This window comes from Micromonospora sp. CPCC 206061 (assembly GCF_036906915.1).
Classification (GTDB): domain Bacteria; phylum Actinomycetota; class Actinomycetes; order Mycobacteriales; family Micromonosporaceae; genus Phytohabitans.
This window is the reverse complement of record NZ_JBAKHX010000004.1, coordinates 20866-46280: the sequence shown is the minus strand read 5'-3', so window position 1 is coordinate 46280 and position 25415 is coordinate 20866. Positions and strand designations below refer to the sequence as shown.

30 protein-coding genes are annotated in these 25415 nt (G+C 69.2%); 11 read left to right on the top strand and 19 right to left on the bottom strand.

All coding sequences use genetic code 11. From position 1 onward, the window contains the following. Positions 1 to 110: 110 nt before the first annotated feature. The gene (gene acs, locus V6V89_RS04530) at positions 111 to 2063 is read right to left on the bottom strand and encodes an acetate--CoA ligase (RefSeq protein WP_334617654.1); all 1953 of its coding nucleotides are present in this window, start codon (positions 2061 to 2063) and stop codon (positions 111 to 113) included. Between the two features lie 196 nt (positions 2064 to 2259). Here acs and V6V89_RS04525 point away from each other — a divergent pair, with 196 nt between their 5' ends. Continuing rightward, complete coding sequence (locus tag V6V89_RS04525; protein WP_334617653.1) at positions 2260 to 3012, top strand: oxidoreductase; 753 nt, start codon at positions 2260 to 2262, stop codon at positions 3010 to 3012. Between the two features lie 107 nt (positions 3013 to 3119). After that, the gene (locus tag V6V89_RS04520; RefSeq protein ID WP_334617652.1) at positions 3120 to 3602 is read left to right on the top strand and encodes a PH domain-containing protein; all 483 of its coding nucleotides are present in this window, start codon (positions 3120 to 3122) and stop codon (positions 3600 to 3602) included. Positions 3603 to 4204: 602 nt separating this feature from the next. On the opposite strand, the gene V6V89_RS04515 is transcribed toward V6V89_RS04520, so the two are convergent. The 16 genes from V6V89_RS04515 to V6V89_RS04440 form a co-directional block, all read right to left on the bottom strand. Then, positions 4205 to 5002 (bottom strand): HAD family hydrolase, encoded by a 798-nt coding sequence (locus tag V6V89_RS04515; protein WP_334617651.1) that lies wholly within the window; start codon positions 5000 to 5002, stop codon positions 4205 to 4207. A 367-nt stretch (positions 5003 to 5369) separates the two neighbouring features. After that, complete coding sequence (locus V6V89_RS04510; protein WP_334617650.1) at positions 5370 to 6599, bottom strand: tyrosine-type recombinase/integrase; 1230 nt, start codon at positions 6597 to 6599, stop codon at positions 5370 to 5372. A gap of 5 nt (positions 6600 to 6604) precedes the next feature. Beyond that, positions 6605 to 6865, bottom strand: coding sequence for a helix-turn-helix domain-containing protein (locus V6V89_RS04505; protein ID WP_334617649.1), 261 nt, complete (start codon positions 6863 to 6865; stop codon positions 6605 to 6607). Positions 6866 to 6885: 20 nt separating this feature from the next. Next, on the bottom strand, positions 6886 to 8616 hold the full coding sequence (locus V6V89_RS04500; RefSeq protein ID WP_334617648.1) for a replication initiator: 1731 nt from the start codon (positions 8614 to 8616) through the stop codon (positions 6886 to 6888). Continuing rightward, entirely contained in the window at positions 8613 to 9350 is a 738-nt protein-coding gene (locus V6V89_RS04495) for a DUF2637 domain-containing protein (RefSeq protein ID WP_334617647.1), read from the bottom strand. The genes V6V89_RS04500 and V6V89_RS04495 overlap by 4 nt, the downstream gene beginning before the upstream one ends. Continuing rightward, positions 9347 to 10768 carry an FtsK/SpoIIIE domain-containing protein gene (locus tag V6V89_RS04490; protein WP_334617646.1) on the bottom strand — a complete coding sequence of 474 codons (1422 nt, stop codon included), beginning with the start codon at positions 10766 to 10768 and terminating at the stop codon, positions 9347 to 9349. Before V6V89_RS04490 ends, V6V89_RS04495 begins: the two co-directional genes overlap by 4 nt. Beyond that, positions 10765 to 11052 (bottom strand): hypothetical protein, encoded by a 288-nt coding sequence (locus tag V6V89_RS04485; protein WP_334617645.1) that lies wholly within the window; start codon positions 11050 to 11052, stop codon positions 10765 to 10767. Before V6V89_RS04485 ends, V6V89_RS04490 begins: the two co-directional genes overlap by 4 nt. A 77-nt stretch (positions 11053 to 11129) precedes the next feature. Continuing rightward, complete coding sequence (locus V6V89_RS04480; RefSeq protein ID WP_334617644.1) at positions 11130 to 11300, bottom strand: hypothetical protein; 171 nt, start codon at positions 11298 to 11300, stop codon at positions 11130 to 11132. A 5-nt stretch (positions 11301 to 11305) separates the two neighbouring features. Continuing rightward, entirely contained in the window at positions 11306 to 11530 is a 225-nt protein-coding gene (locus tag V6V89_RS04475) for a hypothetical protein (RefSeq protein ID WP_334617643.1), read from the bottom strand. Beyond that, positions 11530 to 11712 carry a hypothetical protein gene (locus V6V89_RS04470; protein WP_334617642.1) on the bottom strand — a complete coding sequence of 61 codons (183 nt, stop codon included), beginning with the start codon at positions 11710 to 11712 and terminating at the stop codon, positions 11530 to 11532. Before V6V89_RS04470 ends, V6V89_RS04475 begins: the two co-directional genes overlap by 1 nt. Before the next feature lie 88 nt (positions 11713 to 11800). Further along, on the bottom strand, positions 11801 to 12223 hold the full coding sequence (locus V6V89_RS04465; RefSeq protein WP_334617641.1) for a hypothetical protein: 423 nt from the start codon (positions 12221 to 12223) through the stop codon (positions 11801 to 11803). A gap of 129 nt (positions 12224 to 12352) precedes the next feature. After that, on the bottom strand, positions 12353 to 13081 hold the full coding sequence (locus tag V6V89_RS04460; RefSeq protein ID WP_334617640.1) for a GntR family transcriptional regulator: 729 nt from the start codon (positions 13079 to 13081) through the stop codon (positions 12353 to 12355). Between the two features lie 101 nt (positions 13082 to 13182). After that, a complete protein-coding gene (locus V6V89_RS04455; protein ID WP_334617639.1) occupies positions 13183 to 13725 on the bottom strand; it encodes a hypothetical protein in 543 nt (180 codons plus the stop codon). Between the two features lie 106 nt (positions 13726 to 13831). After that, positions 13832 to 14035 (bottom strand): hypothetical protein, encoded by a 204-nt coding sequence (locus tag V6V89_RS04450; RefSeq protein ID WP_334617638.1) that lies wholly within the window; start codon positions 14033 to 14035, stop codon positions 13832 to 13834. Next, on the bottom strand, positions 14032 to 14946 hold the full coding sequence (locus V6V89_RS04445; RefSeq protein WP_334617637.1) for a helix-turn-helix domain-containing protein: 915 nt from the start codon (positions 14944 to 14946) through the stop codon (positions 14032 to 14034). Before V6V89_RS04445 ends, V6V89_RS04450 begins: the two co-directional genes overlap by 4 nt. Before the next feature lie 106 nt (positions 14947 to 15052). After that, on the bottom strand, positions 15053 to 15229 hold the full coding sequence (locus V6V89_RS04440; protein ID WP_334617636.1) for a hypothetical protein: 177 nt from the start codon (positions 15227 to 15229) through the stop codon (positions 15053 to 15055). A gap of 90 nt (positions 15230 to 15319) precedes the next feature. On the opposite strand from V6V89_RS04440, the gene V6V89_RS04435 reads away from it, so the two are divergent. Both V6V89_RS04435 and V6V89_RS04430 read left to right on the top strand, forming a co-directional pair. Next, positions 15320 to 16534: a helix-turn-helix domain-containing protein gene (locus V6V89_RS04435; RefSeq protein WP_334617635.1), complete on the top strand. Its 1215-nt coding sequence runs from the start codon at positions 15320 to 15322 to the stop codon at positions 16532 to 16534. A 23-nt stretch (positions 16535 to 16557) separates the two neighbouring features. After that, positions 16558 to 17028 carry an NUDIX hydrolase gene (locus V6V89_RS04430; RefSeq protein ID WP_334617634.1) on the top strand — a complete coding sequence of 157 codons (471 nt, stop codon included), beginning with the start codon at positions 16558 to 16560 and terminating at the stop codon, positions 17026 to 17028. Positions 17029 to 17895: 867 nt separating this feature from the next. Here V6V89_RS04430 and V6V89_RS04425 read toward each other — a convergent pair. Continuing rightward, positions 17896 to 18480: a hypothetical protein gene (locus tag V6V89_RS04425; protein ID WP_334617633.1), complete on the bottom strand. Its 585-nt coding sequence runs from the start codon at positions 18478 to 18480 to the stop codon at positions 17896 to 17898. 96 nt (positions 18481 to 18576) lie between these two features. Then, positions 18577 to 19260: a Crp/Fnr family transcriptional regulator gene (locus tag V6V89_RS04420; protein ID WP_334617632.1), complete on the bottom strand. Its 684-nt coding sequence runs from the start codon at positions 19258 to 19260 to the stop codon at positions 18577 to 18579. Between the two features lie 1501 nt (positions 19261 to 20761). Between V6V89_RS04420 and ssd the strand changes: the two genes are divergently transcribed. The 7 genes from ssd (at position 20762) to V6V89_RS04385 (ending at position 25392) form a co-directional block, all read left to right on the top strand. Next, entirely contained in the window at positions 20762 to 21817 is a 1056-nt protein-coding gene (gene ssd / locus V6V89_RS04415) for a septum site-determining protein Ssd (RefSeq protein ID WP_334617935.1), read from the top strand. Beyond that, entirely contained in the window at positions 21814 to 23001 is a 1188-nt protein-coding gene (locus V6V89_RS04410) for a TadA family conjugal transfer-associated ATPase (RefSeq protein ID WP_334617631.1), read from the top strand. The genes ssd and V6V89_RS04410 overlap by 4 nt, the downstream gene beginning before the upstream one ends. Then, a complete protein-coding gene (locus tag V6V89_RS04405) occupies positions 22998 to 23726 on the top strand; it encodes a type II secretion system F family protein (protein ID WP_442935063.1) in 729 nt (242 codons plus the stop codon). Before V6V89_RS04410 ends, V6V89_RS04405 begins: the two co-directional genes overlap by 4 nt. After that, positions 23726 to 24376, top strand: coding sequence for a type II secretion system F family protein (locus V6V89_RS04400; RefSeq protein WP_442935069.1), 651 nt, complete (start codon positions 23726 to 23728; stop codon positions 24374 to 24376). Before V6V89_RS04405 ends, V6V89_RS04400 begins: the two co-directional genes overlap by 1 nt. Positions 24377 to 24443: 67 nt before the next feature. Beyond that, positions 24444 to 24572, top strand: a complete 129-nt coding sequence (locus V6V89_RS04395) for a DUF4244 domain-containing protein (RefSeq protein WP_334617630.1) — start codon at positions 24444 to 24446, stop codon at positions 24570 to 24572. 131 nt (positions 24573 to 24703) lie between these two features. After that, positions 24704 to 25021 (top strand): TadE family type IV pilus minor pilin, encoded by a 318-nt coding sequence (locus tag V6V89_RS04390; RefSeq protein ID WP_334617934.1) that lies wholly within the window; start codon positions 24704 to 24706, stop codon positions 25019 to 25021. Beyond that, positions 25018 to 25392, top strand: coding sequence for an Rv3654c family TadE-like protein (locus V6V89_RS04385; protein WP_334617629.1), 375 nt, complete (start codon positions 25018 to 25020; stop codon positions 25390 to 25392). Before V6V89_RS04390 ends, V6V89_RS04385 begins: the two co-directional genes overlap by 4 nt. Positions 25393 to 25415: the final 23 nt, after the last annotated feature.

The following is a 25415-nucleotide window of genomic DNA, read 5'->3' as shown; positions in this document are numbered from 1 at the left end:
TTTTGGCAGCCTCGGCCAACCTAAGGAGTCAAATGCGCTGGTGGCAATATCTACAGGAGTTGTTTGTTGGGGCAGATGTGACTCATCCGCCCCAACAGCGTCACTCCTCGTCAGTCTTCGTCGGCCTTGCTGCTCTGCATGCCGGACGAGATCAGATCCATGACCGCCGAGTCCTGGAGCGTCGTGACGTCGCCCAGGGAGCGGTTCTCCGCGACGTCGCGCAGCAGCCGGCGCATGATCTTGCCGGACCGTGTCTTGGGCAGCTCCGGCACCAGCATGATCTGCCGTGGCTTGGCGATCGGGCCGAGCGTCTTCGCGACGTGGTTGCGCAGGTCCTTGACCAGCTCGTCCCCGCCCTCGACGGTGCCGCGCAGGATCACGAACGCCACGATCGCCTGGCCGGTCGTCGGGTCGGTCGCGCCGACCACCGCCGCCTCTGCCACGCTCGGGTGGCTGACCAGCGCCGACTCCACCTCGGTCGTGGAGATGTTGTGACCCGACACCAGCATCACGTCGTCGACCCGGCCGAGCAGCCAGATGTGCCCGTCGGCGTCGCGCTTGGCGCCGTCACCAGCGAAGTACACGCCCTCGAAACGCGACCAGTACGTGTCGATGAAGCGCTGGTCGTCACCCCAGATCGTGCGCAACATCGACGGCCACGGCTCGCGCAGCACCAGGTAACCACCGCCGCCGTTCGGCACGCTGGCGGCGGTGTCGTCGACCACGTCGGCACTGATGCCGGGCAGCGGGGACATCGCCGAACCGGGCTTCGCCGCCGTCACACCGGGCAGCGGCGAGATCATGATGCCGCCGGTCTCCGTCTGCCACCAGGTGTCGACCACCGGGCACTCGCCGCGGCCGATGTTCTGCCGATACCAGATCCAGGCCTCTGGGTTGATCGGCTCGCCGACGCTGCCCAGCAGGCGTAGCGACGATAGATCGAACTTGGCCGGGATGTCGTCGCCCCACTTCATCATCGTGCGGATCAGCGTGGGGGCGGTGTAGATGATCGTGACCTTGTACTTCTCGACGAGCTCCCAGAAACGGCCCTTGTGCGGGGTGTCCGGCGTGCCCTCGTACATGATCTGGGTAGCGCCGTTGGAGAGTGGTCCGTAGACGATGTACGAGTGGCCGGTCACCCAGCCGATGTCGGCGGTGCACCAGTACACGTCGGTGTCGGGCTTGAGGTCGAAGACCGCGTGGTGGGTGTAGCTCACCTGGGTCAGGTAGCCGCCGGTCGTGTGCAGGATGCCCTTCGGCTTCGCCGTCGTACCGGAGGTGTACAGGATGAAGAGCGGGTGCTCGGCGTCGAACGGCTGCGCCTCGTGGTGCGGGTCGGCTTTCTCGACCACCTCGTGCCACCAGACGTCCTTGTCGCCCCAGCTGACGTCCTGGCCGGTGCGGCGTACGACGAGCACGTGCTCGATCGTCGGGCACTGCGCCACCGCCTCGTCGACGGTCGGCTTGAGCGCTGACGGGTTGCCCCGGCGGTAGCCGCCGTCGGCGGTGATCACGACCTTGGCGCTGGCGTCCTGGATGCGGCCGGAGAGCGCGTCGACCGAGAAGCCGCCGAACACCACGCTGTGCGTGGCACCGATCCGGGCGCACGCGAGCATCGCCACCGCCGCCTCGGGGATCATCGGCATGTAGATCGCGACCCGGTCACCGGCCCGCACCCCGAGGTTGGTCAGCGCGTTCGCCGCCTGGCAGACGCTCTTGTGCAGGTCGGCGTACGTGATCGTGCGGGTGTCGCCGGGCTCGCCTTCCCAGTGGATCGCGACTTTGTCGCCGCGGCCCTCGGCCAGGTGCCGGTCCAGGCAGTTGTACGCCACGTTGAGCTCGCCGCCCACGAACCACTTCGCGAACGGCGGGTTGGACCAGTCCAGTACCTCGTCCCACGGCTTTGCCCAGCTCAGCCGCTTGGCCTGCTGCTCCCAGAAGCCAAGCCGGTCAGCGGCAGCCTCGTCGTAGGCGGCGGCGGTGACGTTGGCGTTGACAGCGAGCGCTTCCGGCGGCGGGAATTGCCGGGTCTCCTGTAGCAGGTTCTCCAGGGTCTCGCTCATGGGGCTGCTCCTCCCGCGGTGTGATATGTCTCGGGTCGTCGTCTGTGAGGTTAGTGCTGGCGCGTCGAGGCTCCGTGCGCCGAGTCACACCGGATCGCCGAGCGTGTTACTCGCTGCGGTGACCGGGTTCCCCTGCGCATATCTTGCCGTTTCGAGCCTGTTACGAACAGTCCTGAGCACGGCTAGTGTGCTGTGCGTGAGTACCGATCCACTTGCGCCCCTTCTCGAGCTGGCTGACGTGGGCGACGCCCTGTCCAGCGCGCGCGACCGCGTCGACGCCGCGCTGCGGCACCGCGCGCTGCGGCGGCAGGGCGGCCAGGTCGCCGCCGAGGCCAACCTGCGTGCGGCGGTTGCCAGCGCCGCGCTCGAAGGGCACCCGCACGACCGGGAGGCCGTCCGGGCCGGCACCGTGACCGACCCGGTCATGCAGGGAGCGCTGCGCGTGGCGGGGGCACTGGGAGACCTGGCCGACCGCTGGCCGAAGGCGCCCCGCCAGGTGCTCGCGCGCCTTCACGTACTTGCGGCCACCGGCTCCGTACCCACCGACGCCCTGGGCCGCCCATCCGCCGACGCGGCTGGGGCGGCACGGCTGGACACGCTCGCGGCGCTCGTCGCCGGCGACACGAAGGCGCCGCCGCTGATCCTCGCCGCCGTCGTGCACGGCGAACTGCTCGCACTGCGGCCGTTCGCGGGCCCGTCCGGCCTGGTCGCGCGCGCCGCCGCGCGGCTCACGCTGATCTGTAGCGGCCTCGACCCGCGAGGGTTGCTCGCCGTCGAAGTCGGGCACCTCGCGAGAGAGCCCGAGTACGTCGGCGCGGCGGGGGCCTTCGCCACCGGCACCCGGGACGGGGTCCGCTCCTGGCTACGCCACTACGCGGCGGCCGTGTCCCAGGCCGCCGACGAACTGACAGAGGTCTGCGAGGCCCTCACCGCTGCCCCGCGCCCGTAGGTTCCATCGATGTCTCTTGATCGATCCGTGTCTCGCGGCCGCCGATGGACCCCGCGCGGCGATCACCGCGCGCCAGGCGGCGGCTTGGCCAGGCTACCCTTGCCCGCGTGACTACGCAGTGGCATCGGCCCTACACACCGGGCCGGGGTCGATGGTTGGTCATCGGCTGGGAACTGGTCGCCCTCGCCATCCTCGGCGGCGCCACCGAAAACCTCTTCCGGCTGACCGGCACGGCCTTCCTCGCACTCGCAATCGGCTTCGCCGTTGTCTGGGTGATCGGCGCCTTCCGCATCATGCGGATGGGCGTGTACGTCAACGGGTACGGGGTGCGTGTGCGCGGGCTGCTCCGCACTCGCACGCTGGCCTGGCATGACGTGGAACACATCCGGCTGCATCAGGCGTCACACCGGTTCGGGCGGCTGGAGATTCCGAGCGGGATGACGGTGCTGATCGAACGGCGCGACGGTGGCCATGTGCAGACGCCGCTTTGGGCCCAGGGCATCGACTTCCACCGCCGCCCTGGCGTCTTCCGGTCGGTGTACCAGGAACTGCGCGACCGCCACGCGCTAGCCCGCCTGGCCCCCGCCTAGCCTCGCTTCCCACGCCGCTTCCCGCGGGGTCCGGCGTCGGACGCCGCTTCCCGCGGGTCCGGCGTCGCTTCCCGCGGGGTCCGGCGTCGGACGCCGCTTCCCGCGGGTCCGGCGTCGCTTCCGCCGATCAAGGGCAAACGCACGTGCTTTGATCTCGTATCCGCGTGCATTTGCCCTTGATCCATGCAGATCTCCTTGATCGACGCGGTTGGGTTGGGCCGATCGGCGCTGCGTCAGGCCGGAAGCCGCGATCCGGCCCCAACTCGGCGACATCGCTAGTGGCGGCCTCGCCGCGCCCGCAACGGACGTCTAGGGCTTACCAAATGCCCCTGAACACGTGGACGGCGCCTCAGTGTCGAGGCGCCGTCACACACGTCCATCCGGGTTACCAAGCGTGCACCTCCATGTCGTTGTCAGCGGTCCTCAAGGGTGCCGCCGCAACGCGCCTGCCGCGGCTGGTCGCGCGTGGGTGCCCGGTGGCCGTGCACGGAGCCCGTCTGGCGGGGTCCGCACCTCTTGTTCTACGCCGCACCGGCCTAGATCGCTAGCCCTCTACAGGATTGTGTGACGGTCGGTGATTACTGGTACGTCTACCTGTGCGCCTACGCGCTACGACCGCGTCCGCGGCGCCTGCCGTACCAGGCGATCCCGATCGCCACTCCGACCCCGACGCCGATCGCGGCCGCCGCCACCGGCACCGCCGGCCGTTCCCGCAACCGCCTGCCCAGGGGGATCGGATGCCGGAACTCCAGAACCGGCCACGCGTTCTCGGTGGCCAGCCGGCGCAGCGCCCGGCCCGGGTTGACGGCGGTCGGATGACCGACCGACTCCAGCAGCGGGACATCGCTGAACGAGTCGGAGTACGCGTACGACTCTTCGAGGTCGTAACCGCGCTCCTTGGCCATCTCGCGGACCGCCTCGACCTTGCTCGGACCAGCGGCGTAGAACTCGACCTCGCCGCTGTACCGGCCATCCTCGATGGTCATCCGGGTGGCGATCACGTCGGTGATGCCGAGCAACTCGCCGATCGGCCGCACCATCTCTTCGCCCGACGCGGAGACCAGCACCACATCCCGGCCCGCTGCCTGGTGCTCCTCGATCAAGGCGGCCGCCTCGGCGTACACGTACGGGTTGATCAGCTCGTGCAGCGTCTCCGCGACGATCTGGCGCACCTGGTCCACCCGCCAGCCCTTGCAGAGCTGCGCGAGATAGTCACGGGTGCGGGCCATCGTCTGCTCGTCCGTGCCGCCCAGCCGAAACATCAACTGGGCGTACGCGGACTTGACCACGTCTCGCCTAGTGATAAGGCCGTCCCGATAGAACGGCCGGCCGAACGCCAGCGCACTGGACTTTGCGATGACGGTCTTATCCAGGTCAAAAAAGGCGGCACTTCGGCCCACGAGCCGCCAGTCTAGCCGGAGCGGCTAAAGTTGGTCCGTGCTCGCCTGGCGTAGCCACATGCCCCGCTCACCTGCGGTTCTGAGCCGCTGATCAGCCTGACGGCGACCTGGATCACCATATTTGGTCGGCGTGTCGCACGAGTTGCGGCAAACGCCACTCGACGCGCGCCCGGGTGCTCAGGCATGCTTGTGCTTACGACGCGGTTTCATGTCCCTACACGACGTGAACCCTCGGCTGCTCTCGGCGGTTGCACCCCCCGTGACCGCTGAGTGGGTTCGGCTCGACCCCCCCGGAGCCGGACCCCAGACGGCCCCCGCCTCCCCCCGGCGGGGGTCGTCCCCTTCTGGGGGACCATTCCGCCGCAGGTCAGTCCTCATCGTCCGTACCTTGTGGATCTCCGGGCGGCTGGAAAGTCAGCGGATCGTCAGCAAGCGCCTTCCGGACATGATCGGCGTAGTCGTCCGGGGTGTGGGTGTAGCGGTTGAGGGTGGTCGACGCCTGCTCGTGGCCCATGACTCGCTGGACCACGTTGATTGGCACTCCGTCAGTGACCAGCCACGTAGCGTATGAGTGACGCAGGTCATGGAAGCGCAGCCCACCAGCCGCCTTCATCGCGATGTGCGCGACCGCCTCGCGTTCGGTGGTGAACTCCGTCGACCACTCGATTCCGTCGCCGTCCGGCCAGGTGGCGAGGTACTTGTGTGGGCTCTTGTGGGTGATGTTGCCGAGAAGGCCCGCCCGGACCAGTGACGGCAGCCAGATCCGGCGGCGGAAATTCGACCGGCGAAGAGGCTGGCCAGCGCGGTTGGTGAAGACGAGCTTGTCGGTCTTGAGCTTGCGCAGCTCGTCGACGAGGAACGTGGGCATTGGCACGGTCCGCACCCCGGCGCGGCTCTTCGGGTACGGCCGGATCACGATGTCGCCGTGGGTCTCCACGGCGACCTGGACCACGCGCAGGGTCCGCTTGTCGAGGTCGACCGCGCTCCACGGCAGGCCGGCGCACTCGCCCCAGCGCAGGCCCGCTCCGGCGGCGGCGCAGACGATCGCTCTGTACCTCGCCGGAACGGCCGGAAGCAGCTTGCCGAAGAAGGCGCCGCGGCTGATCGTGGCAGGCTTCACGTCGCCTGACCGGTCGCGCGGGATCTTCACGCCGACCGCCGGGTTGATCGCGATCAGCCGCGCCTGGACAGCGGTCCGCAGGATCATGACGACCAGGCCATGACACTTGGCCACAGTCGCCGGGGCGAGGTGCTTGCCCAGGTCGGTCACCCACTCCTGTACCGCCATGAAGTCGACCTTGGACAGTGGCCAGTCCGCCCAGCGGGGGAGCACGTGCGTCCTCATCAGCGAGAGCGTGCGTTCGGCCGTGCGCGCCTCCACGCTCCGGCTGGCCAGCCAGCGCGCGGCGAACTCGCCGAACTTCATCTTTCCGGCGTGTGGGTCGACGTAGGTGCCACGGTTGACGGCGCTCTCCACGTCGGACAGGAAGGTGTTCGCCTCCTTCTTGGTGCGGAACGTCTTCGCCTTCTGCTTGCCGGTACCGTCCCGCCAGTTCGCCCGGTACGAGCCGGATGGCGTCTTGCTCACGAAGCCCATCGCGATCACCAGCTCTTTCGGGGTGAGTCGGTGCCGGTTGCCGAAACAGGGACTGTGGCTCCGTCCAGCCAGGCGTGGAATCGCTTGCGGGGGATGACCCAGCGCCGGCCCAGCCGTTCGGCGGGGATGTCGCCGGAGCGGACCAGGGCGTACGCGGTGCTGACCGAGATGGACAGCAGGCGGGCCGCTTCCTTCACGGTGTAGACGGCGCTCTCTTGCGGGTCGCGGCGCGCCTGGCGAGGGATGAGGGGGATAACGTTCGTCATGGATTCCTTCCCGTTGGTGGTCATGCCGGTTGCCTGATCTCGTGGATCGCGGCGGTTGCCGAAAACCGTTGGTTGGCTTGGCGTAGGTCGGCGCGCCATCGGATGCGGGTGGAGATGGCGCGCAGGAGCCGGTGTTCCAGGGGTGGGATGTCGGGGTCGTCCGGTCGTGCCAGCTCAAACGTGTACCGGTCGGGTTGCTCCGCCTCTTCCTCGCCGGTTGCCAGCACCGCGCGAACCCAGGCCCTGTTGTCGGCTCGGTGGTCGGCGAGGGTCTTGCCGGACCATTGCCGAGAGACCAGAACGCGCCGGCCGGTGAAACCGAGCGTTGCTCGCTGGTGCACCTTGCCGGAACAGCGGCCCGGAACGAGGCCCGGCTTTGCCCCGTCTGGTTGGACGCCGTAGAGCAGCCAGTTCGCGCACGTCGGTGAGCACGGCAGGGTGGACAGTTCGGCGTGGAGGCGGTCAAAGTGTGCCCGCTGCGGGTCCGAGTGCGGCGATGCGTGGTCGGTGATGTCCTTGGTGACGTACTTGGTCACGTACCGGATAGCCCGCTCGGCGTCCTTAGTGCCCTGCTCGATGCCGCGCGCGTCGATCCGCCCCAGCCGTGCCACGTAGGCCGGTTCGGCGTCGTCGTCTTCGATCGCGTCGAGCGCTTCGGCCCAGGTTTGCAGCGGCTGCTTCGTCTTCGGGTCGACGTACGTGCCCCGGTCGGCGTCCCAGACTGGCGGCCGGTCCACTGTGTAGACCGGCTTGTCGAAGGCTGGCCACCACACCTGGTGATAGGTCGCCGCCGCCACCTGCTTGAGCAGCCGACGCGGGAGCGTGCCGCGGATCGCGAAGTGCGCGTGGGGTGCCAGTCGGCGTTGGAGCTCGACGGCGCCGGCGTATTGGACGTTCCACCCGGCCGCCCGGCGCAGGTTCTGCCACCACCGATCCAGGACCCGCGCAAAGTGGATCGCGTCCAGGGCACCCCGCCGGTAGTCGTAGGCGTCCGGGTCGATCGGCGTGCCCAGCACGTCATCGCGTTGGCCGTGCCGGGCGCCGCACTCGCAAGGCAACACGTACGCGCCACGTCGGATGTGCTGGTGCACCGCCCCGTGCGAGTCCAGGGTCAGCGTGAGCAGCATGGACGGCCGGTGCGTCTTGCCGGTCCTGCCCGCGTAGGTGCGCCCAACCGTGCGCTTGTCGACCGGGAGCCGTGGCAGATCCGGAGAGTCCTGCCGCCGCTTCGTCGATCGGGTGCGGCGGGGCCGGTTGTCGTCCCGGTCGCGGGGTGTGAGGTGGCCGCGTAGGTCGGACTCTTCGAGCACATGGTCCAGCTCGATGATCTGCGCGTCGATGTCGGCCAGGCGAGCGGCCCGCTCGTCCGGGGTCATTGGCTGGAACATGAGCTGTTCGCGCTCGAACTCCAGATGCGCCCGACGCCGGACTAGCTCCAGCAGCTCGTCTGCCGGCCGGTCGGGGCGGATGGCTGGTTCGTCGGCGAGGTGCCAGCCTTCGCGGATTTGTTGGATGCGGAGCCGCCGGTTGCGTTCGGCGCACGGCTTGCACCTGGCCGCGAGCCGGGCGCCGCAGGGGACTTCAATAACCTCGGTTAGCCCGGTGGTGGTGTCGGTGCGGCGCAGGGCGAGGGGGCGGACGCACACGCCGTACTGCTCGGCGAGGAGCCGCAGCGCGTCCTTGGCTAGGGGCTGGCGCATCCGGGCCGCGCGCGAGCCGGGCCGGGGGTCAACGGGGTGGGGGTCGGTCATTGGTCACCTCCCGTGGTGGTTGGGGTGGTGCCGTTGCGGGCCGGGAACGGGGTAACTGGCACCAGCTCTCGGCGGGCCGAGCCGGGCGATGCCGAGTCGGTTTCGCGGATCAGCCGCAGCAACTCCGACGCGGTACCGCTCGCGACGCGGAGCGCGGCGCGCAGCTCGTCGCGGGTGATCGGCCGGCCGGTCGCGGCCCTGTGTTCGGCGGCGTGCCGCCGTGCCGTCTGGATCAGGTCCACGGTCACCGCGCCCTGGTCGTCGTTCTGCTCGTCCTGGACGCTGACCTGCACCGGTACGAGGTCGGGACGATCTTCGTCCTGTGCCGTCCTCGCGTCGTCCTGGACGGAGGACGGCGCCGGGACGGTCAGGACGAGCTTGGACAGGCCGAGGAACGCCAGTGCCGGCACAGACGACAGCAGCCAGCCGGACAGGCCCGGCTTGGCCACGGCGAGCTGCGCGGCCAGGGACAGGGCGACGGCGGCGACGAGCAGGAACAGCGGATACCCGACCGAGCCGCCGCTCCGGCGCCGCCGCCGGATGGTCAGCAGCGCGGCGATCGGAATCAGTTCGGAGATGGCGGCGTTCGCCCAGCCGAACCAGTCCCCGGTACCGGCCGGGGAGTTGTGCATGGTCCAGTCGTGCACGTGGGTGAACGACGCCGCCCCGGCGAGCCCGCCGACGATGAGCAGGATGAGGACCAGGACGACGCTCTCGACACGTTGTACGTTCATGCGGCACCTCCCGCCAGGGCGTAGCCGGCCGCCAGGTCGGCGATGTCGTCGTCGGTGAGGTAGGAGAACCGCACTCGCACGGGCTCGCGTACACCGTCGATGGCGACGTAGGCGACGCCGGGTGCGGTTTCGGAGATTTGGTCGCAGAGGGCTCCGCGGTCGCGGGCACCGTCGCCGAGGACCATGTCGACCTGCTCGTCCTCGGTCAGCCGCAGCCCGATCCGGGTGGGGAACAGGTCCCTAAACGGCAGCACGTCCTTGCGCGGGTCCTGCAACGCCGCCGCCACGTGGACGCCGACCGCGCGGCCCTGTGAGAGCAGGAGGCCCAGCGATTCGCGGATGCGTTCCTTGACCTTCCGATCGGAGATGTAGGCGGTCAGCGCGGCCAGCTCGTCGACCAGGACCACGATCGCCGGGTCACCCGTCGTCGGGGTGTGCTGGCGGGCGACGCCGCGTAGCCGGGCCGCGCGTTCCTTCATGCGCTTGACGGCCTCTTCCAGGACGCCGGCCATGGAGTCGGGGTTTTCGTAGGCGAACCGGGCGAACAACGCCCGGCCGGGGGCGAGTTCCATGCCGCCCTTGGGGTCGAACACCCACAGCTCCACCAACCCCAATGCGATGCCGCCCGACAGGGAACGAACCAGCGACCAGATCACCGACCCTTTCCCGGAGCCGGTCGCGCCCGCGATCAGCAGATGCGAGCCGGCAAGCCGCAGCCGGTAAATCTCGCCGTCCTCGCGGACGCCGAGGGGTAGCGCGGTGAAGTCGGGCACGGCCGGCATCGGTAGCGGCTTCACGAGGGAGGCGAGCGGGTCTTTGCGGAGGAACCGCAGCGCCACCCGATCCGGCTGCTCCGTCGACCGGGCACGGCCATCGCGGACCCGGAACGTGTAGGCCAGCCGGTGGGCGGCGGCGGCCCAGTCGTCCGGGATCTGACCGGGCAGGAGCCGGACGGTTACCTCATCGCCCCACCGGTCGCAGCGCACGCCGACCAGGCGAGGGACGTACCGGTCGCGGTCGAACGCGATCGCCAGCCCGCAGGTGGCCATCGCCGAGGCCCAGCGTCGTTGGTAGACCCAGACTCGGCGCAGCCGGGCGATTGTCGGGTACCAGGCGAACCGCAGCCACGAGGCCGCGTGTAGACGCCACCAGGACACGCACACCACGGCGAACGCGGTCACGGCGACAACGAGCGTGGGCCAGCCGTAGCGGCCCCACACCCACAACACCAGTACGGTCGGGCTGGTGGCCCACCAATGGCGCAGCGCGAACGCGATGAGGGTGTAGAGGCCGCGTACAAGCCAGTACGGGACGAGCAGCCACCACGGGACGCGCCACATCGGCAGCCGTACGTTCAACGGCGCGGTCGGGATCTTGTCTCCCGGAATCACATTGATCAACGGCACGGCAGTGGTCACCTCCCCTCGACGGTGGGCAGCGGTAGCGGAAGCTGCGTCGACGTGCCAGCACGCGGCTTACGGCGTCGCACGGGACGTGGCTTGCCGGCCGGCGGAGTGGGCACGTGAGCGGTCATGGAGGGCAGCCACCGGCCGCGCCCGAGGACGGCCCGTGCGTCGGCCGGATCGGCGACGTAGGCGGCAATCGCGGCCGGGTCGAGGTGGCGCATCCGGACGACGGTGCGGGCCAGGTTCGCGGCGGCGGCGGAGATCTCCACCAACGCGGCCACCCGCAACACATCCACCGGACATCCGATGTAGACAGTCCGAACAGCGGCGATGCCAGGAGCGGCAAGACGGCGAACGACGGTACGGCGAACGGTCATCGCAGCCACCACCCCAGCCGCGACCACCGCGGCCTTGCGAGCGTGCGGCGGCAGCGCTTGCACGCCATGTGTTCCAGGTCGAACTTGCGCGGCTTGACCCACTCGCCGCAGTGCGGGCAGCGGATCTCGTCGACCAGACACGGCCGGCCGATCCGAGGACGAGCCATGATGGTCACCGGCCCTCCCGCAACTCGACCGCCCGCAGGCGCGCCGCACGGGCCAGCTCGGCCGCCTCGCAACCGTTCGACGTGGTGTCCTCGGCGGCGACCCGAGACAGCAGGGCGGCCTTGCGCTCGTACCAGTCCGCCCGCTCCGCAGCCGTCGCCGACAGGCCCGGCATCGTGCGCAGCAGCGCGGACAGGTCGACGCCGAACGACGAGGCTTCCGGCGTGGTCATCACGACCACCCCCGGTCGCTGTCGACCAGGCGCAGCCCGTACGCCGGCGAGATGACCGGTGTGCAGGCGTCGCAGATGGTGGCGTGTGGTGGCATGGCGGCGAGGTCGTCGCAGATCTCGCAGTGTCGCCAGACCTCGCCGCGTCCGGGCGGGATCAGGTCAGGGTGGATTACGGTTGGCACGACGGCCCTCCCTTCCAAGGGTGGGTTCGGGTGCGGGGCGGACCGGGACTCTTGGCGGGGAAACGGTCCGCCCCGCAGACTTTTCGGATCAGGCGGCGGCGGGCAGAACGCCGGCCGGCTTCACGGCCGAGGCGCGCAGCGAGTACGCCATCCGGGCCTTGCAGTCACCGCCCGGCTTGCATCGCTGCGAGTCCACATAGGGCGTGAGAGTGAGCCCGTCGAACTCGACCGACGGCGGATAGCCGGGCACGGACGAGGTGGGCAGTACCGGACGGTGCGGGGCGATCACCTTGACCTTGACTTCAGTGGTCCGGCCGAACCGTCCGGCTTCGGGGTCCAGGTCCATGACGCGGACGACCCAGATCCGCTCGCCGGAGTCCTTGTCCCGCGCCTGGTCGTCGCCTTCGCCTCGCCGGTCGAAGTCGACCTGCGCGTCGACGCCCAGGGCGAGCGCACCGTGCGGGAACACGTACTCGAACGGGACCGGCACGCGTAGGGAGAGGGGAACCATGATCTGCACCTCCTGGCTTGACAAGCTTCAACAGAACATCCTGTTGTGCTTATAAGTTACGTCAGCTTGTAAGTACAGGCGAGTGTCAAGGGGGTCGATCTTCAGATAGCGCGAAGTCAATTGGTCCGATCAGGACAGTGGGTAGACGTCCTCGATCTCGTGGCGGCTGCCTGGCATCACAATCAACGAGGTCAGCAGCGGTTCACCAGAGGCTTGGTGCACGGTCACGGTCACCACGATGGCTGCCTCATCGGCCGGCACGCCGAGCAGCTCCGCCTCCTCAGCGCTGACGGTGCGGGCCGTCAGCGCCTCGGTTACGTAGTCCGGCCGCACCTGCTTGAGCCGCGCCAGATGCTCAACCACGCTGCCGGCGATGGGTTCGGGTTTGGTGATCGCGGTGCCGACGGCGATCTCGACCGGCACGAACGTGGCCACCAGGTCCACCGGGCCTGCGTCGGCGACGGTGCGTCGTCGGCGTTCGTAGACGGGGGTGCCGTCTGGGATCTGCAACGCCGCCGCGATTCTCGGTGCGGCCAGTACGGGGCCGACGTGCAGCAGTTCCACTCGGGCCGTCTCGTCCAGCTCGACCGCGTCTTTCGCGTAGGCGGGGGCACCGCGCCCAGCCGGGGGGCGGCCGCGTACGAAGCTGCCCTTGCCCTGCTGTGACTCGATCCACCCGTCCTGCTTGAGGATGCCCAGTGCCTTGAGGACCGTGGGACGGGAGACGTTGAACTCGTTGCAGAGCTGCGATTCGGATGGCAGTGCGGCGCCGGGCGGGTAGGTGCCGTTCTCGATCCGTTCCCGCACCGTGTTCAACACGCGCAGGTACTTCGGCGTCGGCACCTCATAGCCTGCCATCAGGCCACCACCCAGCTTGAAGAGATCAGGTCATGTCAAGACAGGAGCCTAAACCCTGTGAACATGACCCAACAAGACGCGTCACCCAACGGGCGAGCAGGTCACGCCGCCCGAACCTCAGCAACCAGCTCCGCCCAACCAGCCCGCAGCGGATCCTCTGCGACCAGAGCGCGGACCGCAGCCGCGTCCGCCATCCGAGGCAGCAGGTTCCGCACCTGAAGCGCGAGGTTCATCGCGGCCAGAACCGGCTCACGGTCGGGCACATCGAAGCCCATGCGTTCTCGCAGCCACACTGACACCTCGGCCCAACTGTAGAAAGACGTCTGCTTGCCAGGGTTCAGCGGCGGCGGGAACCCACCGGGTCCGTACCTGCCAGCCGCCCATAGCCTGACGTTCTCGCGTGACCGGCCGATTCGATCACCGACCTCAGCCAGCGTCACCCAGTCGCCGTCACAGACCCGCACCGGCCGTAACCCGACCGCCTCCAGATCCCGAATCACCGTCGACGCAGCAGCAGCGAGACTTCGGCCGCGCCGCTCCACCTGGATCGTGTCGTCGGGCTGCACGTCGACGCCGCCCATGGTGTCGAACTGTCCGCCCATAGCCGGACGCGCCAAGAGGATCACGAACCGATACGCCGGCATCGTTGCTCCCTCGTGTCTTCGTACAAGATCCAGCGGCCCGCCCACGGGATCGCGCATAGGCTGCCGCCGCCCCGTCTGACGACATCCGGGACGGCGGCGCTGCCTCCTACTCGGCGAACGGGTTGTCCCGGTGTGCGGCGAAGCTGACGCCGGTCACGAATCCTTCGGCGAACCGGACCACGATCCCGGCGAGGTCTTCGCACTGCGCAGGCGTAATCGGAATCTGGTGCTTGTCCGCGTAGGCGGCGATCCGCTGCGCTGCCGCCGTCACGGCCGCGTCAAACGCGTCATGGTTGACCGCTGGACTCATGCCGCACTCCCCATCTTGAGTCGCATGTCGCTGCTGGCGAGTTCGCCGGCGACGTGGTCGATGAGGTTGATGGACTCGCTGGCCGGCAGTGCCTGCTCGACCATGGCGTCGAACGCCTCGCCGTAGTGCGTAGCGGCGGTGGTCTCGATGTAGAGGCGGCCGCCCAGGTGCTCGACGTACGCGACGGGCGGGTACGGCGTGGGCATCCGGAAGACGGTGAACGCCCCGAAGTGCCCGGCGTGCGCTCCGGCGGTGGCGGGCAACACCCGCACCTCGACCGCCAGGTCAGTACGTGCGGCCAGCCGAGCGAGGTGCTCCAACTGCGCACGGAGCACTGCGACGCCGCCGATCGGCCGGTGCAAGACCTGCTCCTCGACGAGGGCGTGTACGCGGGTCGGTTTCGGTCCGTTCAGGACCTTCTGCCGGTCGACGAGCAGGGCGAGCCACTTGTCCACCCTGAACTCCGGCAGGTTCCGGCCGTGAGTGGAGTAGAACAGCGCCTTGGCGTACTCGACCGTGCATAGCAGCGGTGGCACGACCATGGTTCCGTAGGCGCAGATCTGCTCCGCCCTGGACTCCAGCCACAGGCAGTCGACGAACGACGGATCGTCGATCGCACCCTCGAAGTCCGGCTCCCACCGGTTGATCCGCCAGGCGTCTCTGGCGAGCTGGATCAACCGCTCCCGCTCGCCCTCGTCATGTACCCCGTAGGCGTCCAGGAGCGCGACCACGTGGTCCTGGCGGAACGGCCACTCGGCGCGCTCGTAGCGCGCCAGCGTGCTGAACTCCACCCCGATGTACGCGGCGATGTACTTCAGCGTCAAACCGCGGTCGTCGCGCAGTTTGCGCATCCGCTCGCCCAACCACCGGGCGCGCAGACTCTGCTCGAACTCTTCTCTCTTCGTCGGCACCACAAGCACCTTTCGAACTCGATAGGGGAGCTGGAGGGCACCGAGGTAGGCGGGCACTGTCGATGTAGAAGCGAGGCTCGACGCCGGCACCCACCCCGATGCCAGCTCAGGAACCGACCGGCGCCCGACCCGTACCACCGCAGTCCACACACGACCGCCGGCATACCGACCGGGCGTCGCCGCACGACTGCGCGATGACGCGGACGGCGGTCCGGTGGGTGGCGTACTTCCAGCCGTTGCCAGCGCAGTGGCGGCAGGTGGTTGGCACGTTGGGCTCGGTCATGCTCACAGGCTGTGGCAGAAACCGCCCCTCAACCCGGAAAATAATTCTGGGGTCGTCACCCCACGGGGAGGACGGGTAACTGTGCGCGGTATGACCAACAGCCTCACGATTGGCGAGCGTGTGGCCTGGTATCGAAGGCGACGCGGCTTGTCCCAAGAGGTACTCGCCGGTCTCGTGGGCCGCACCGCCGACTGGCTCGGCAAAGTCGAGAACAACCGCATCGAACTCGACCGCCTGTCGGTCATCAAGGCGCTCGCCGACGTCCTGGACGTCTCGCTCGGCGACCTGCTCGCCGAGCCGTCCCTCATGGACTGGACCGACGACAGCGGCACCATCACCGTGCCAGCGTTGCGGGCCGCACTCACCGACTACCGAGCGATCACCCCTTTCGGAAGCGTCGGCACCGGAGACGTTCCAGCTCTCGCCGTCGTACGCCAAGAAGTCACGGCACTCTGGGGCGCCTACCAGGACTCGCGATTCGGCCACGTGGCCGGACGCCTACCCGACCTGCTCCGGATGGCACAGGCCGCCGCCGAAGGACTCGACGGTCCAGACCAGGACGAAGCCCGCAAGCTCCTCGGCCTGACCTACCAGCTCGCCGCCACCCAGCTCACCAAGCTCGGCGAATCCGACCTAGCGTGGATCGCCGCCGACCGCGGACTAACCGCCGTACGACCAACCGGCGACCCAGTCGTCACCGGCTCCCTGTTCCGCTCAGTCGGCCACGCCCTGCACTCCACCGGCCGCTTCCGAGAAGCCGTCCAACTCACCGAGGACGCCGCCGGCTACCTCGAACCACACCTGAACGAGCCGACGCCGCAGCTTCTATCGGTGTACGGCACCCTGTTCCTCGCCGGCTCCATGGCCGCCGCCCGATCCAACGATGCAGCCACCACCCGAACCTTCCTCGCCGTCGCCGACCAGGCAGCCGGCCGGCTTGGCACCGACGCCAACCACGTCTGGACAGCGTTCGGACCAACGAACGTCGCGATCCACCGCGTCGCAACCGCAGCCGAACTCGGCGACGTACAAGTCGCCGTCGACCTCGGCCCGCGCGTCGACACGTCCGCTCTGCCCATGGAGCGCCGAGTCAGGCACGCCCTGGAGGTCGCCCGCGCCTACAACTCCTGGAACCGCCCCGAGGAAGCACAAGCCACGCTCCTCGACGCCGAGCAGATGGCTCCTGAGCAGGTACGGCATCACTTCCTTAGCCGACAACTGGCGTTGACCTGGATTCGCCGCCAGCGCGGGAAGCCGCCCGCGCAGCTCGTCAACCTCGCTCGCCGCCTCAACGTGCTCGAATGACTCGAGCCGTCTACGCTCCCCGTGTGACGGCAGCCCAGACCCCACCCATGGCCACCCCACGCATCGCCGCAGGCGCCCTCTTCACCGACGACGCCGGCCGCGTCTTGCTCGTTCGTCCGACCTACAAGGAGTACTGGGACATCCCCGGTGGCTACGTCGAGCCCGGCGAGTCACCCCGAGCCGCCTGTATCCGCGAGATCCGCGAAGAACTGAGCCTGAGCATCCCGATCGGTCCGCTTCTCGTCGTGGACTGGGCACCAGCAGACGGCGAAGGCGACAAGCTGCTCTTCGTGTTCGACGGCAGCACGCTTACCGAGACTGAACAGGGTGGCATCGCCTTCGGCGACGGCGAACTCGCTGAGTGGCGGTTCATCGCGGCGGGGGATCTGGATCAGTACAGCCCTCCCAGACTCGTGCGTCGTCTCCGGACAGCTCTTGCGGCGAAGGAGCGCGGCGACACCCTTTACGCGGAGCACGGCAACCTACCGACCTAGAAGTTGCCCGGCGCGCGTGTGAGAACCTTCTGTACGTCTTCAAGGCGGGCCCGAAACGGGCCGTTCGCGCCGCCGCCGGGGCGCGCGCTCGCCGCTGCCGCTGTCGCTCTGCGGCAGACACGCCTAACGCCCGTCGGCTGGCGCGAATGCAGAAACCCTCGGGACCGCCGAAGCCCGACAGGGCCGAGGGTTCGTGATGTTGCTCGGCTGGCAGCCCGGCCGGCTTGCTCGGCGCGCGGCGTAGTCGCCGCGCGAACGTAGTCGGCGAGGTCGCGCCGTCGCGGTCGGGCTTACTGCGCCTCCGGCGGGGGCCCTCTGGCTCCGGGGATGATCAACGCCAGCGCCGTCGGCCGCTTGCGGGTCCGTGGGTGGTTGCTCAGCCATCCCGCCCCGCCGTCGACCCCGGGCGAGCCGAGCAGACCACCACCCGGGGTGCCAGCCGCCGTCCGACCGTCAAGGTCCGCTTGACGTGGCACCCCCGGGCGGCGGCCCGCTCAACAAAGGCGCGGGTCGACGGCAGATGGGATGAGAGCTTTGCGACTAGGGCTTAAGGAGCTGATGGAGCGCAATCAGCACACTAAGCCCGAAACCCACCGCTAGGGCGGTCAAAGGATCGCGCAGGCCAAGCCAAACAGCGCCGCCCGCTGCCGCGAGCAGGACGACCAGCCGAACGTCCAGTGGCGGCGGGTTTGGTTCTGGAGCATTCTTGGTGTGCATACTAGGAGCCACTTGATCTCGATCCTTCCCAAGGAAGATCAGGTTGGCTGCGGTCCGCGTCCTGCAACGGCGCGGACCGCTTGCTTCCCTTGCTGAGCAACGAAAACGTTGGGCGCGACATGCAGTCAGCCCAAGACAGTGAGGGTGCCGTTACACCGGGACAGCCCTGCCCATTCCGGCAACCCAGGCTTGCTCTCGAGTCTCTTTGGTCTCGAACGTGAGCGAGCCAAACTCTGGCAAGTGTTGAAGCCCCTTCAGTTGTGGCGAATCGATCTCCTTCCAAATCTCACGGGTTACGGCCAGAACTACCGAATCCGATGAGCGAGCCAGCCGCCGCCTTAGGGTGTCGGAATCCAGAAGCCGGAAGACAAGCCGGACATCTCTGCCGATGTAACCCCGTCCGTCTTGCACCGCCATGCCGACGTGGATCACCACTCTCAGCCTCATGATGGCTGGTCCACTTGCGGTCGCGTTGTGGGCGTTCAGGCTCTCCACCAGACGAGGAATGACCGCAGTCAACATCACTTTGGCATCGACAGAGGCAGGCAGGATGGCGAGCACCCCATCACCTCGATCAAGTAGATCTACCGGCTCTACAGCAGCCTTCTCTAGCGTCGACAGCAAGGCGTCGTAGAGGCTAGCCCGAAGACCGATCTGAAGGCATTCGCCCCGGTCGTCCCTTTCGAAGCCCTCAATATCCAGGCCAAGGAAGGTGTACGAGCCACGCCGGTACAAGGGGTCCCCTCCTTCCGGGCACGACGAGGGTCGGGGAACCCATACGGTACTACTTCATAGTCAGATTGTGTAGTAGTACCAATCCTGATGGTGTCCCTACTCACTCTCCCGTGCGAGCCCACGCAGGGCATCAAGATCTTTAATCTCAATGGACCTGTAGTGAGTGGAGATAATTCCGCTGCTCCGCAGCGTTCTCAGGACCTTAGACACGGCCTCTCTAGATGCACCCACGAGCGAAGCAAGATCACTCTGCGACATGGCCGGCACGGGACTCAGACCCGAATGATCCTCATCTTCAGAATCGACACTTGCCAGCTCTAGTAGACGGCTGGCGACCCTCGCCATCACGCTCGTAGTTGCCAATTCGACACGACGGTGGTCGGCATCCCGTAAACGACGGATCACCTGCGTCAACAGTGATCGCATGACGCGGGGGTGCTCGTTCAGGAAGTTGTTGAAGTCGTCGGCCCTCACGATCGATACCTCCACCGGCGTGATCGCGACTACCGTCGCCGATCGAGGACGCCGGTCCAACGGAGCCATCTCCCCAACGATTTCGCCTGGACCACGCACAGCCAGTACCACCTCTTGACCATTAGATCCGGTTGAGGTGATCTTCACTCGGCCACGATTTAGTAGTACGGCATGATCAGTCCGCTCGCCCTCCGCGAAGAGGACGTTGCCCGGCTGCATCGTTACGGGGATCCCCAGCGCTTGAAGGGCCGCGATCTCCTCGGGGCTGAATGCAGCGCTCGGCGCTCTGCTGGCGGGCTCCTTCACGTGCAGATTGTATGAGCCGTGACCAGTACGAACTAGCTCCATAGATCACCTGGGCCCGTTACGTGCCCGATCCAGAGGTCAGTAAAGGTCGACAGCGGACAGACCGTCACCGCCGTCCGTGACGCCGCCTAGGTCACACCTTGACCCGGTCGACGCTCCGTGATGATCCAGACGTCTTCTAAAGTAGTTGGTGGTATCGGAAATGAGCCGATGACCATTGGCAAGTTGGGGTCCGCCTGGCGGACACTCGGGCTGGCTGTCGGGCTGGCTGTCTGCCGAATTGATCTCTTCTGGATCAAGGCGCCGCGCAAGCGCGGCGCACCGTGCGCGCTCGCGGATCGCCCTGCGGGCGGCCTGACGGCCGTCCTCGGGCGCCCGCAGCGCGCCGCACCGCAGAGGAGATGCGCTTCACCGACTCGACAGACCAGTCGAATGCATCAGCGTCCCGCCAACAGCGCGATGACGGCGACGAGCGCCCCCACGATGGCGGCGATCTCCGCAGCGGTCGTCAGCCGGCTCCGATGAGGCCCTGGCTCGGCTGGCCTAGCGACCGCAGCGGTTACGGAAGTCGGTCGACCGCCGCTGCCAGTTCGCGTCCTGCGGCGACGGCTCTTATCAGAAACGCCACGAGGATCACCGGCACGAGGAATATCAGCGGATTGAGCCCGATGTCCATGCATCGCCCTTCGGTCCGACCGGCTGAACGCACCGTAGCCAGACCACGCATCGAAAGCAGTCAGCCGGAAGCAGGAGTGCCGCGCGAGGATCGGTAGCGGTCACAGACGGGGCTCTGCCCCGGACCCCGGCCCTCCCTCGGAGATACAGGAAGGACGGTCACCCGGCGGGATCTCCTCGGCCGTGCACCGAGACGGCTGCCCGAGAACCTCCGACCGCGCCAAGGCCAAGCCGCTTCGCGGTCGCCTCCGGCGAGCCTTGACCCGGCCGGAGAACCTCGGGCAGGGGCGAGCCTGCCCGACCGAGGAGATCCCGCCCCGCAGCTCCAGCAGTGCGCGGCAAGCCGCCGCCACGGGAAGCCACCCCGGACCTCCGGCCCGGGGCGGTAAGCCACACAGCGGCGTCAGCCGCGCACCATCAGGAGTCAGCAGATAGTCAGCGAACGCCGTTCTACACGGCCAATGTCGATCACCATCGACAACACCGCCGATGCGTCTGACCGCGCAGAACGGCACTCGCCACTACTCAGTCACTGACCCGACCAGGCTCCCCCCGGCGGGGGTCGTCCCCTTCTGGGGCCGTCCCTCCTTATCGTCCGTACGATGTGGATCTTCATGGGTTGAGTCTGGTCGCGCCCGGCTTATGTCGATTGACATAGCAGATCTACAAGCCGCGCGGCCGTTTTCCACAGCTGGCTGCGTCGTCCACAGGCGGCGGGTTTTGGCATCAGTGCGGGTGGTGTTCCGCGCCACGGTGTGTGCCGTACCCGACACCCGCCGTGGGAGGCACGATGCCAGCGATCTTCGTCCCGCGCCGTCCGCTGGTGGTGACCAGCGACGACGATCTGCTTGACGACCTGCTCCGGTTGGCCGCCGCGGGCGGGAGCGAGGTCGACCTGGCGCCCGATCCGGCAAACGCTCGTCCGCGGTATGCGGCGGCACCCTTCGTCCTGATCGGCGTCGACCAGGCCAGGCCCTGCCTACAGGCGCGCCTGCCGCGACGCCCACGCGTCGTCATCGTTTCCTCGCCTCAGCACGCGAGCGTCGCGTGGGAGCTGAGCGACCCGCTCGGCGTCGAGCATGTCGCCGTGCTGCCGTCCGCCGAGCCGTGGCTGGTCGACCGCTTCTCACAACCGGCCAGCGCGCTGGATGCGGTGCCGCGGGGCGTCGTCGTCGCGGTGGTGGGCGGTCGGGGTGGTGCCGGGGCGAGCGTGTTCGCCGGTGGGCTGGCCGTGACGGCGAAGAAGGCGGGACTGCGCACGCTGCTCATCGACGCCGACCGGCTGGGCGGCGGCCTGGACCTGGTGCTCGGTTGGGAGGAGATCGACGGCCTGCGGTGGCCGGCCTTGAGCGAGTCGGACGGCCACATCGACGCCGCGGCGCTCGTCGGGTCCCTTCCCAATCGGGGCGGGCTCATCGTGCTTTCGTGGGATCGCGGCGAGCTGCTGGCCCTGCCGGCCGAGGCCATGTCAGCGATCCTCGACGCCGGTCGGCGCGCTTGCGATCTGGTGGTGGTCGACCTGCCCCGGCAGTTCGACGACGCGGCTGTGGTGGCGTTGGGGGCTGCCGTCCGCACCTTCCTCGTCGTGCCGGCTGAGCTGCGCGCCGCCTTCGCCGCGGCCAGGGTGGTGGCGGCTGTCCAAACGCACTGTGTCGACCTTTCCCTGATCGTGCGCGGGCCGTCACCGGGCCGGCTCAAGGCGAAAGACATGGTGGAGCAGCTCCACGTGCCATTGGCCGGCACGCTGCGGCCAGAATCGGCGATCGTTCGTGCGCTGGAGCGTGGTGAGGCACCGGCGTCCAGCGGGCGCGGGCCACTCGCGAGCTTGTGCCAGCGCATCGTGGCCGACCTGATGCGCGAGACGCGCGAGGCCCGCGCATGACGACCCAGGCTGATCTCGCGGGACGGGTGCGCCGCCGGTTCGCCGTCGAGGGCGTCGATGCGACACGCGCCGCGGTCGTCTCGGCGGTGCGCGAGGAGCCTGGTGGCGCGGTGCTTGGTGATTCAGCGGTACTGCGCCTCGCCACCCGAGTCCACAGTGACCTCGTCGGAGCCGGACCACTCGCGCCGTTCCTCGCCGACCCCCACGTCACCGACGTGCTGGTCAACGGTCGCGACGTGTGGATCGACCGGGGTGCCGGGCTGGAGCGGGTGTCCTCGGTGGTCGGTGGCGTCGACGAGGTGCGCAAGCTGGCGCAGCGGCTCGCGGCGGGCTGCGGCCGGCGGCTCGACGACGCCTGCCCGTACGTCGACGCGCGGCTGCCCGACGGCACCCGCCTGCACGCGGTGTTGCCTCCGGTCGCGACCACAGGCCCGTACCTGTCGTTGCGTACGTTCCGGCAGCGCCCGTTCCGCCTCGACGAGCTGGTCGACCAGGGCACCGTGCCGCGGGCGGTCGCGCCGCTGCTGGCGGGCGTCGTGGCGGCTCGGCTGGCGTACCTGGTGACCGGCGGCACCGGCTCCGGAAAGACGACGCTCCTCAACACGCTGCTCGGCCTGGTGCCGTCCACCGAGCGCGTCGTGGTGGTCGAAGACGCGTCCGAGCTGCGCCCCGTCCACCCGCACGTGGTTGCCCTACAGGCACGCACCTCCAATGTGGAGGGAGCTGGCTCTGTCGGCCTGAGCGATCTGGTCCGGCAGGCGCTCCGGATGCGCCCCGACCGGCTCGTGGTCGGCGAGTGTCGCGGTGCCGAGGTGGTCGACCTGTTGGGCGCCCTCAACACCGGCCACGAGGGCGGTGCCGGCACTCTGCACGCCAACTCACCCGGCGACGTCCCGGCCCGGTTGGAGGCGCTCGGGCTGCTCGGCGGCCTGCCACGCGCGGCGCTGCACGCCCAGGTGGCGGCGGCGCTCCAGGTGGTCCTGCACGTCCGCCGCACCGCCCGAGGCCGCGTACTCGACGAGATTTGCCTGCTCACGCCGGCCGGCGCCGACCGCCTGGTCACCGTCGTGCCGGCATGGCGCCGGGGATACGGTCTCGCGGCGGCGGCTCCGGCACTGGCGCGTCTCTTCGTCGTGCGCTCGGTCCCCGTGCCGCCCGTGCTCGCGGGTGGAGTCGCGCTATGACGCCCCAATGGTGGGTGGTGGCCGGGTGCCTGGTCCTGGCGGCCGTGGTTGTCAGCGTGCCACAGCCGGCCCGGTGGACGCGGCTCGTGGGCGAGCGCCGTCGCGGGTTCCGGTGGTCGCCCGCGTTGCCGAGCAGCCGGGTCCTCATGGGATACGTCGCGGTCGGTGCGGTCGGCACTGTGGTACTGGGCGGCCCGGTCGCCGCGCTGGCTCTTGGCGCGTACGGCGCGTTGGCGGTCCGGGCGCTCGGTCGCCGCCGCGCCGCTCAGGCTGTGGTCCACCGGCGGTCACGCACGGTCGACGCCCTGTGCTCGCTGGCGGCTGACCTGCGCGCCGGCTTGCCGCCAGCGGCCACGACCCCGGCGGCTCTCGACGATCCACGCGTCGCCGAGTTGGCTGGAGCCGCCTGGACTCTGGCCGAACAGACCGGCGCGCCGCTCGCCGACCTGGTCGAGCGGATCGAAGCCGACCTGCGCGCCGCCGACCGAGCCCGTTCGTCGGCAGCTGCTCAGGCCGCTGGCGCCCGCGCCACCGCGTGGCTGCTCGCCGGTCTGCCTCTCGGCGGCATCGCGCTCGGCTACGGGATCGGCGTCGACCCGCTCGCAGTCCTGCTCCACACGCCGGTCGGCGCCGCATGCGCGGTGGGCGCGATCGTGCTCCAGGTCGCGGGCCTGACCTGGGCCGACCGCCTTGCCAGCCCACTCGCGCTCGGTGGCACCCCGTGATGCGCCTCGATCGCCCACAGCTGCGGCACAGGCCGGTCGGCCCGGCACAGCCCAGGACCGATCGCAAAACATGGGTCGGAGCTGTACTTGGCGGGCTTGTGGTCGTGGTCTTCGTCGGCGGCTGGGCTGGCGTGGCAGCCGGGTGCGTGGCTGTCGTGGTGCTCGAACGGCTACTACGCCGGCTGGAGCCTGCCGCCGCCCGGGCGCGCCGCCTCCGCGAGGTGGCCGACCTGCCGCTGGCGGCCGACCTGATCGCGGCCGGGCTCCGCGCCGGCGCTCCGGTAGACGGTGCGGTCGCGGCGGTGTCCGAGGCGATCGGCGGTCCACTCGGGGAGCGCCTCGCGACCGTCTCCCGGTCGTTGCGGCTGGGCGCTGAGCCGGCGGAGGCGTGGTCGCACCTGTCCACTGTGGCCGGCGCTGAGCGTCTGGTGGGCGCCGCAGTGCGCGCGGCTGCCAGCGGCGCGGCCCTGGCGGGCGCGCTGACCAGGTTGGCCGATGACCTGCGGGCCGACCGGGCCGTCGCCATCGAGGCGGCAGCGCGCCGCGCCGGTGTGTTGATCGTGCTGCCGCTGGGGCTGTGTTTCCTGCCCGCCTTCATTCTCGCCGGCTTGGTGCCGGTGATCGTCGCCGTGCTCGGTGACGTGCTCTGAAAACCATTCGAGACAAAGGGGAACCGTCGTGCGCAGACTGAGGGTCCGGCTACGGGGAGACGACGGAATGAACACGGCGGAGTACGCCGTGGGCACGCTCGCCGCGGTCGCCTTCGCTGGAGTCCTGCTCAAGGTACTGACAAGTGAAGGCGTGCAGAACGCTCTGACCACCGTGATCGATCGGGCGCTGAAGTGAGCCGGCGCCGGCGGTCCGGCCGCAGCAACGGCCGGTGCTTCGTTCACGGCGGCCGCCACCGCACCGGTGCTGGACGGCACGGCTGCCGTTGCCGGGGCGGTCGCCACGAGCGCGGCTCCTTCACCGCCGAACTGGCGGCCGGGCTGCCGGCGCTGATGCTCCTGCTGTTCGTCGGGCTCACCGCGGTCGGCGCCGTCACCACGAAGGCGCAGTGCGTCGACGCGGCGCGGGAAGCCGCACTCGCCGTCGCCCGCGGCGAGCCCGGCGTGGCTGCCGCCGAACGCACTGGGCCGCCCGGAGCGACGGTCTCGATCTTTGTGGACGGAGACGTGGTCGTAGCGACGGTGCGCGCCTCGGTGCGGGCGCTCGGTGCCCGCTTGCCCAGCACCACAGTCACCGCCACCGCGACGGCGGCGCTGGAGCCCGGCCCTCCGGAGGCCAGCCCATGATCTGGTCAGCGCGGTTTCGAAGGGATGAGGGTGCCGCCACCTTGTGGGTGCTGGCGATCGGGCTCGTGTTCGTCGTGGCTGGTCTTGCTGGCGCGGCGGTTGGGGCCGCACGGGTGGCCAAGCACCAGGCGCAGGCGGCCGCTGACCTCGGCGCACTCGCCGGCGCCGCACGGGTCGTCGAGGGCGAGGAGGTCGCGTGTAGGCGCGCCGCCGACCTGGTCGGCCGCAACGGTGGCCGACTCACCCGCTGCGTGGTCGAAGGGTTCGACGTGATCCTCGCGGTGGAGGTGAAGGTGACGCCGCTGCCGGGGATGACCCGCACCGTCCGCAAGGAGGCCCGGGCCGGCCCGATTCGAGCGCGGGCGAGGTAGGGAGGGAGTCGCAGGCGAACGCG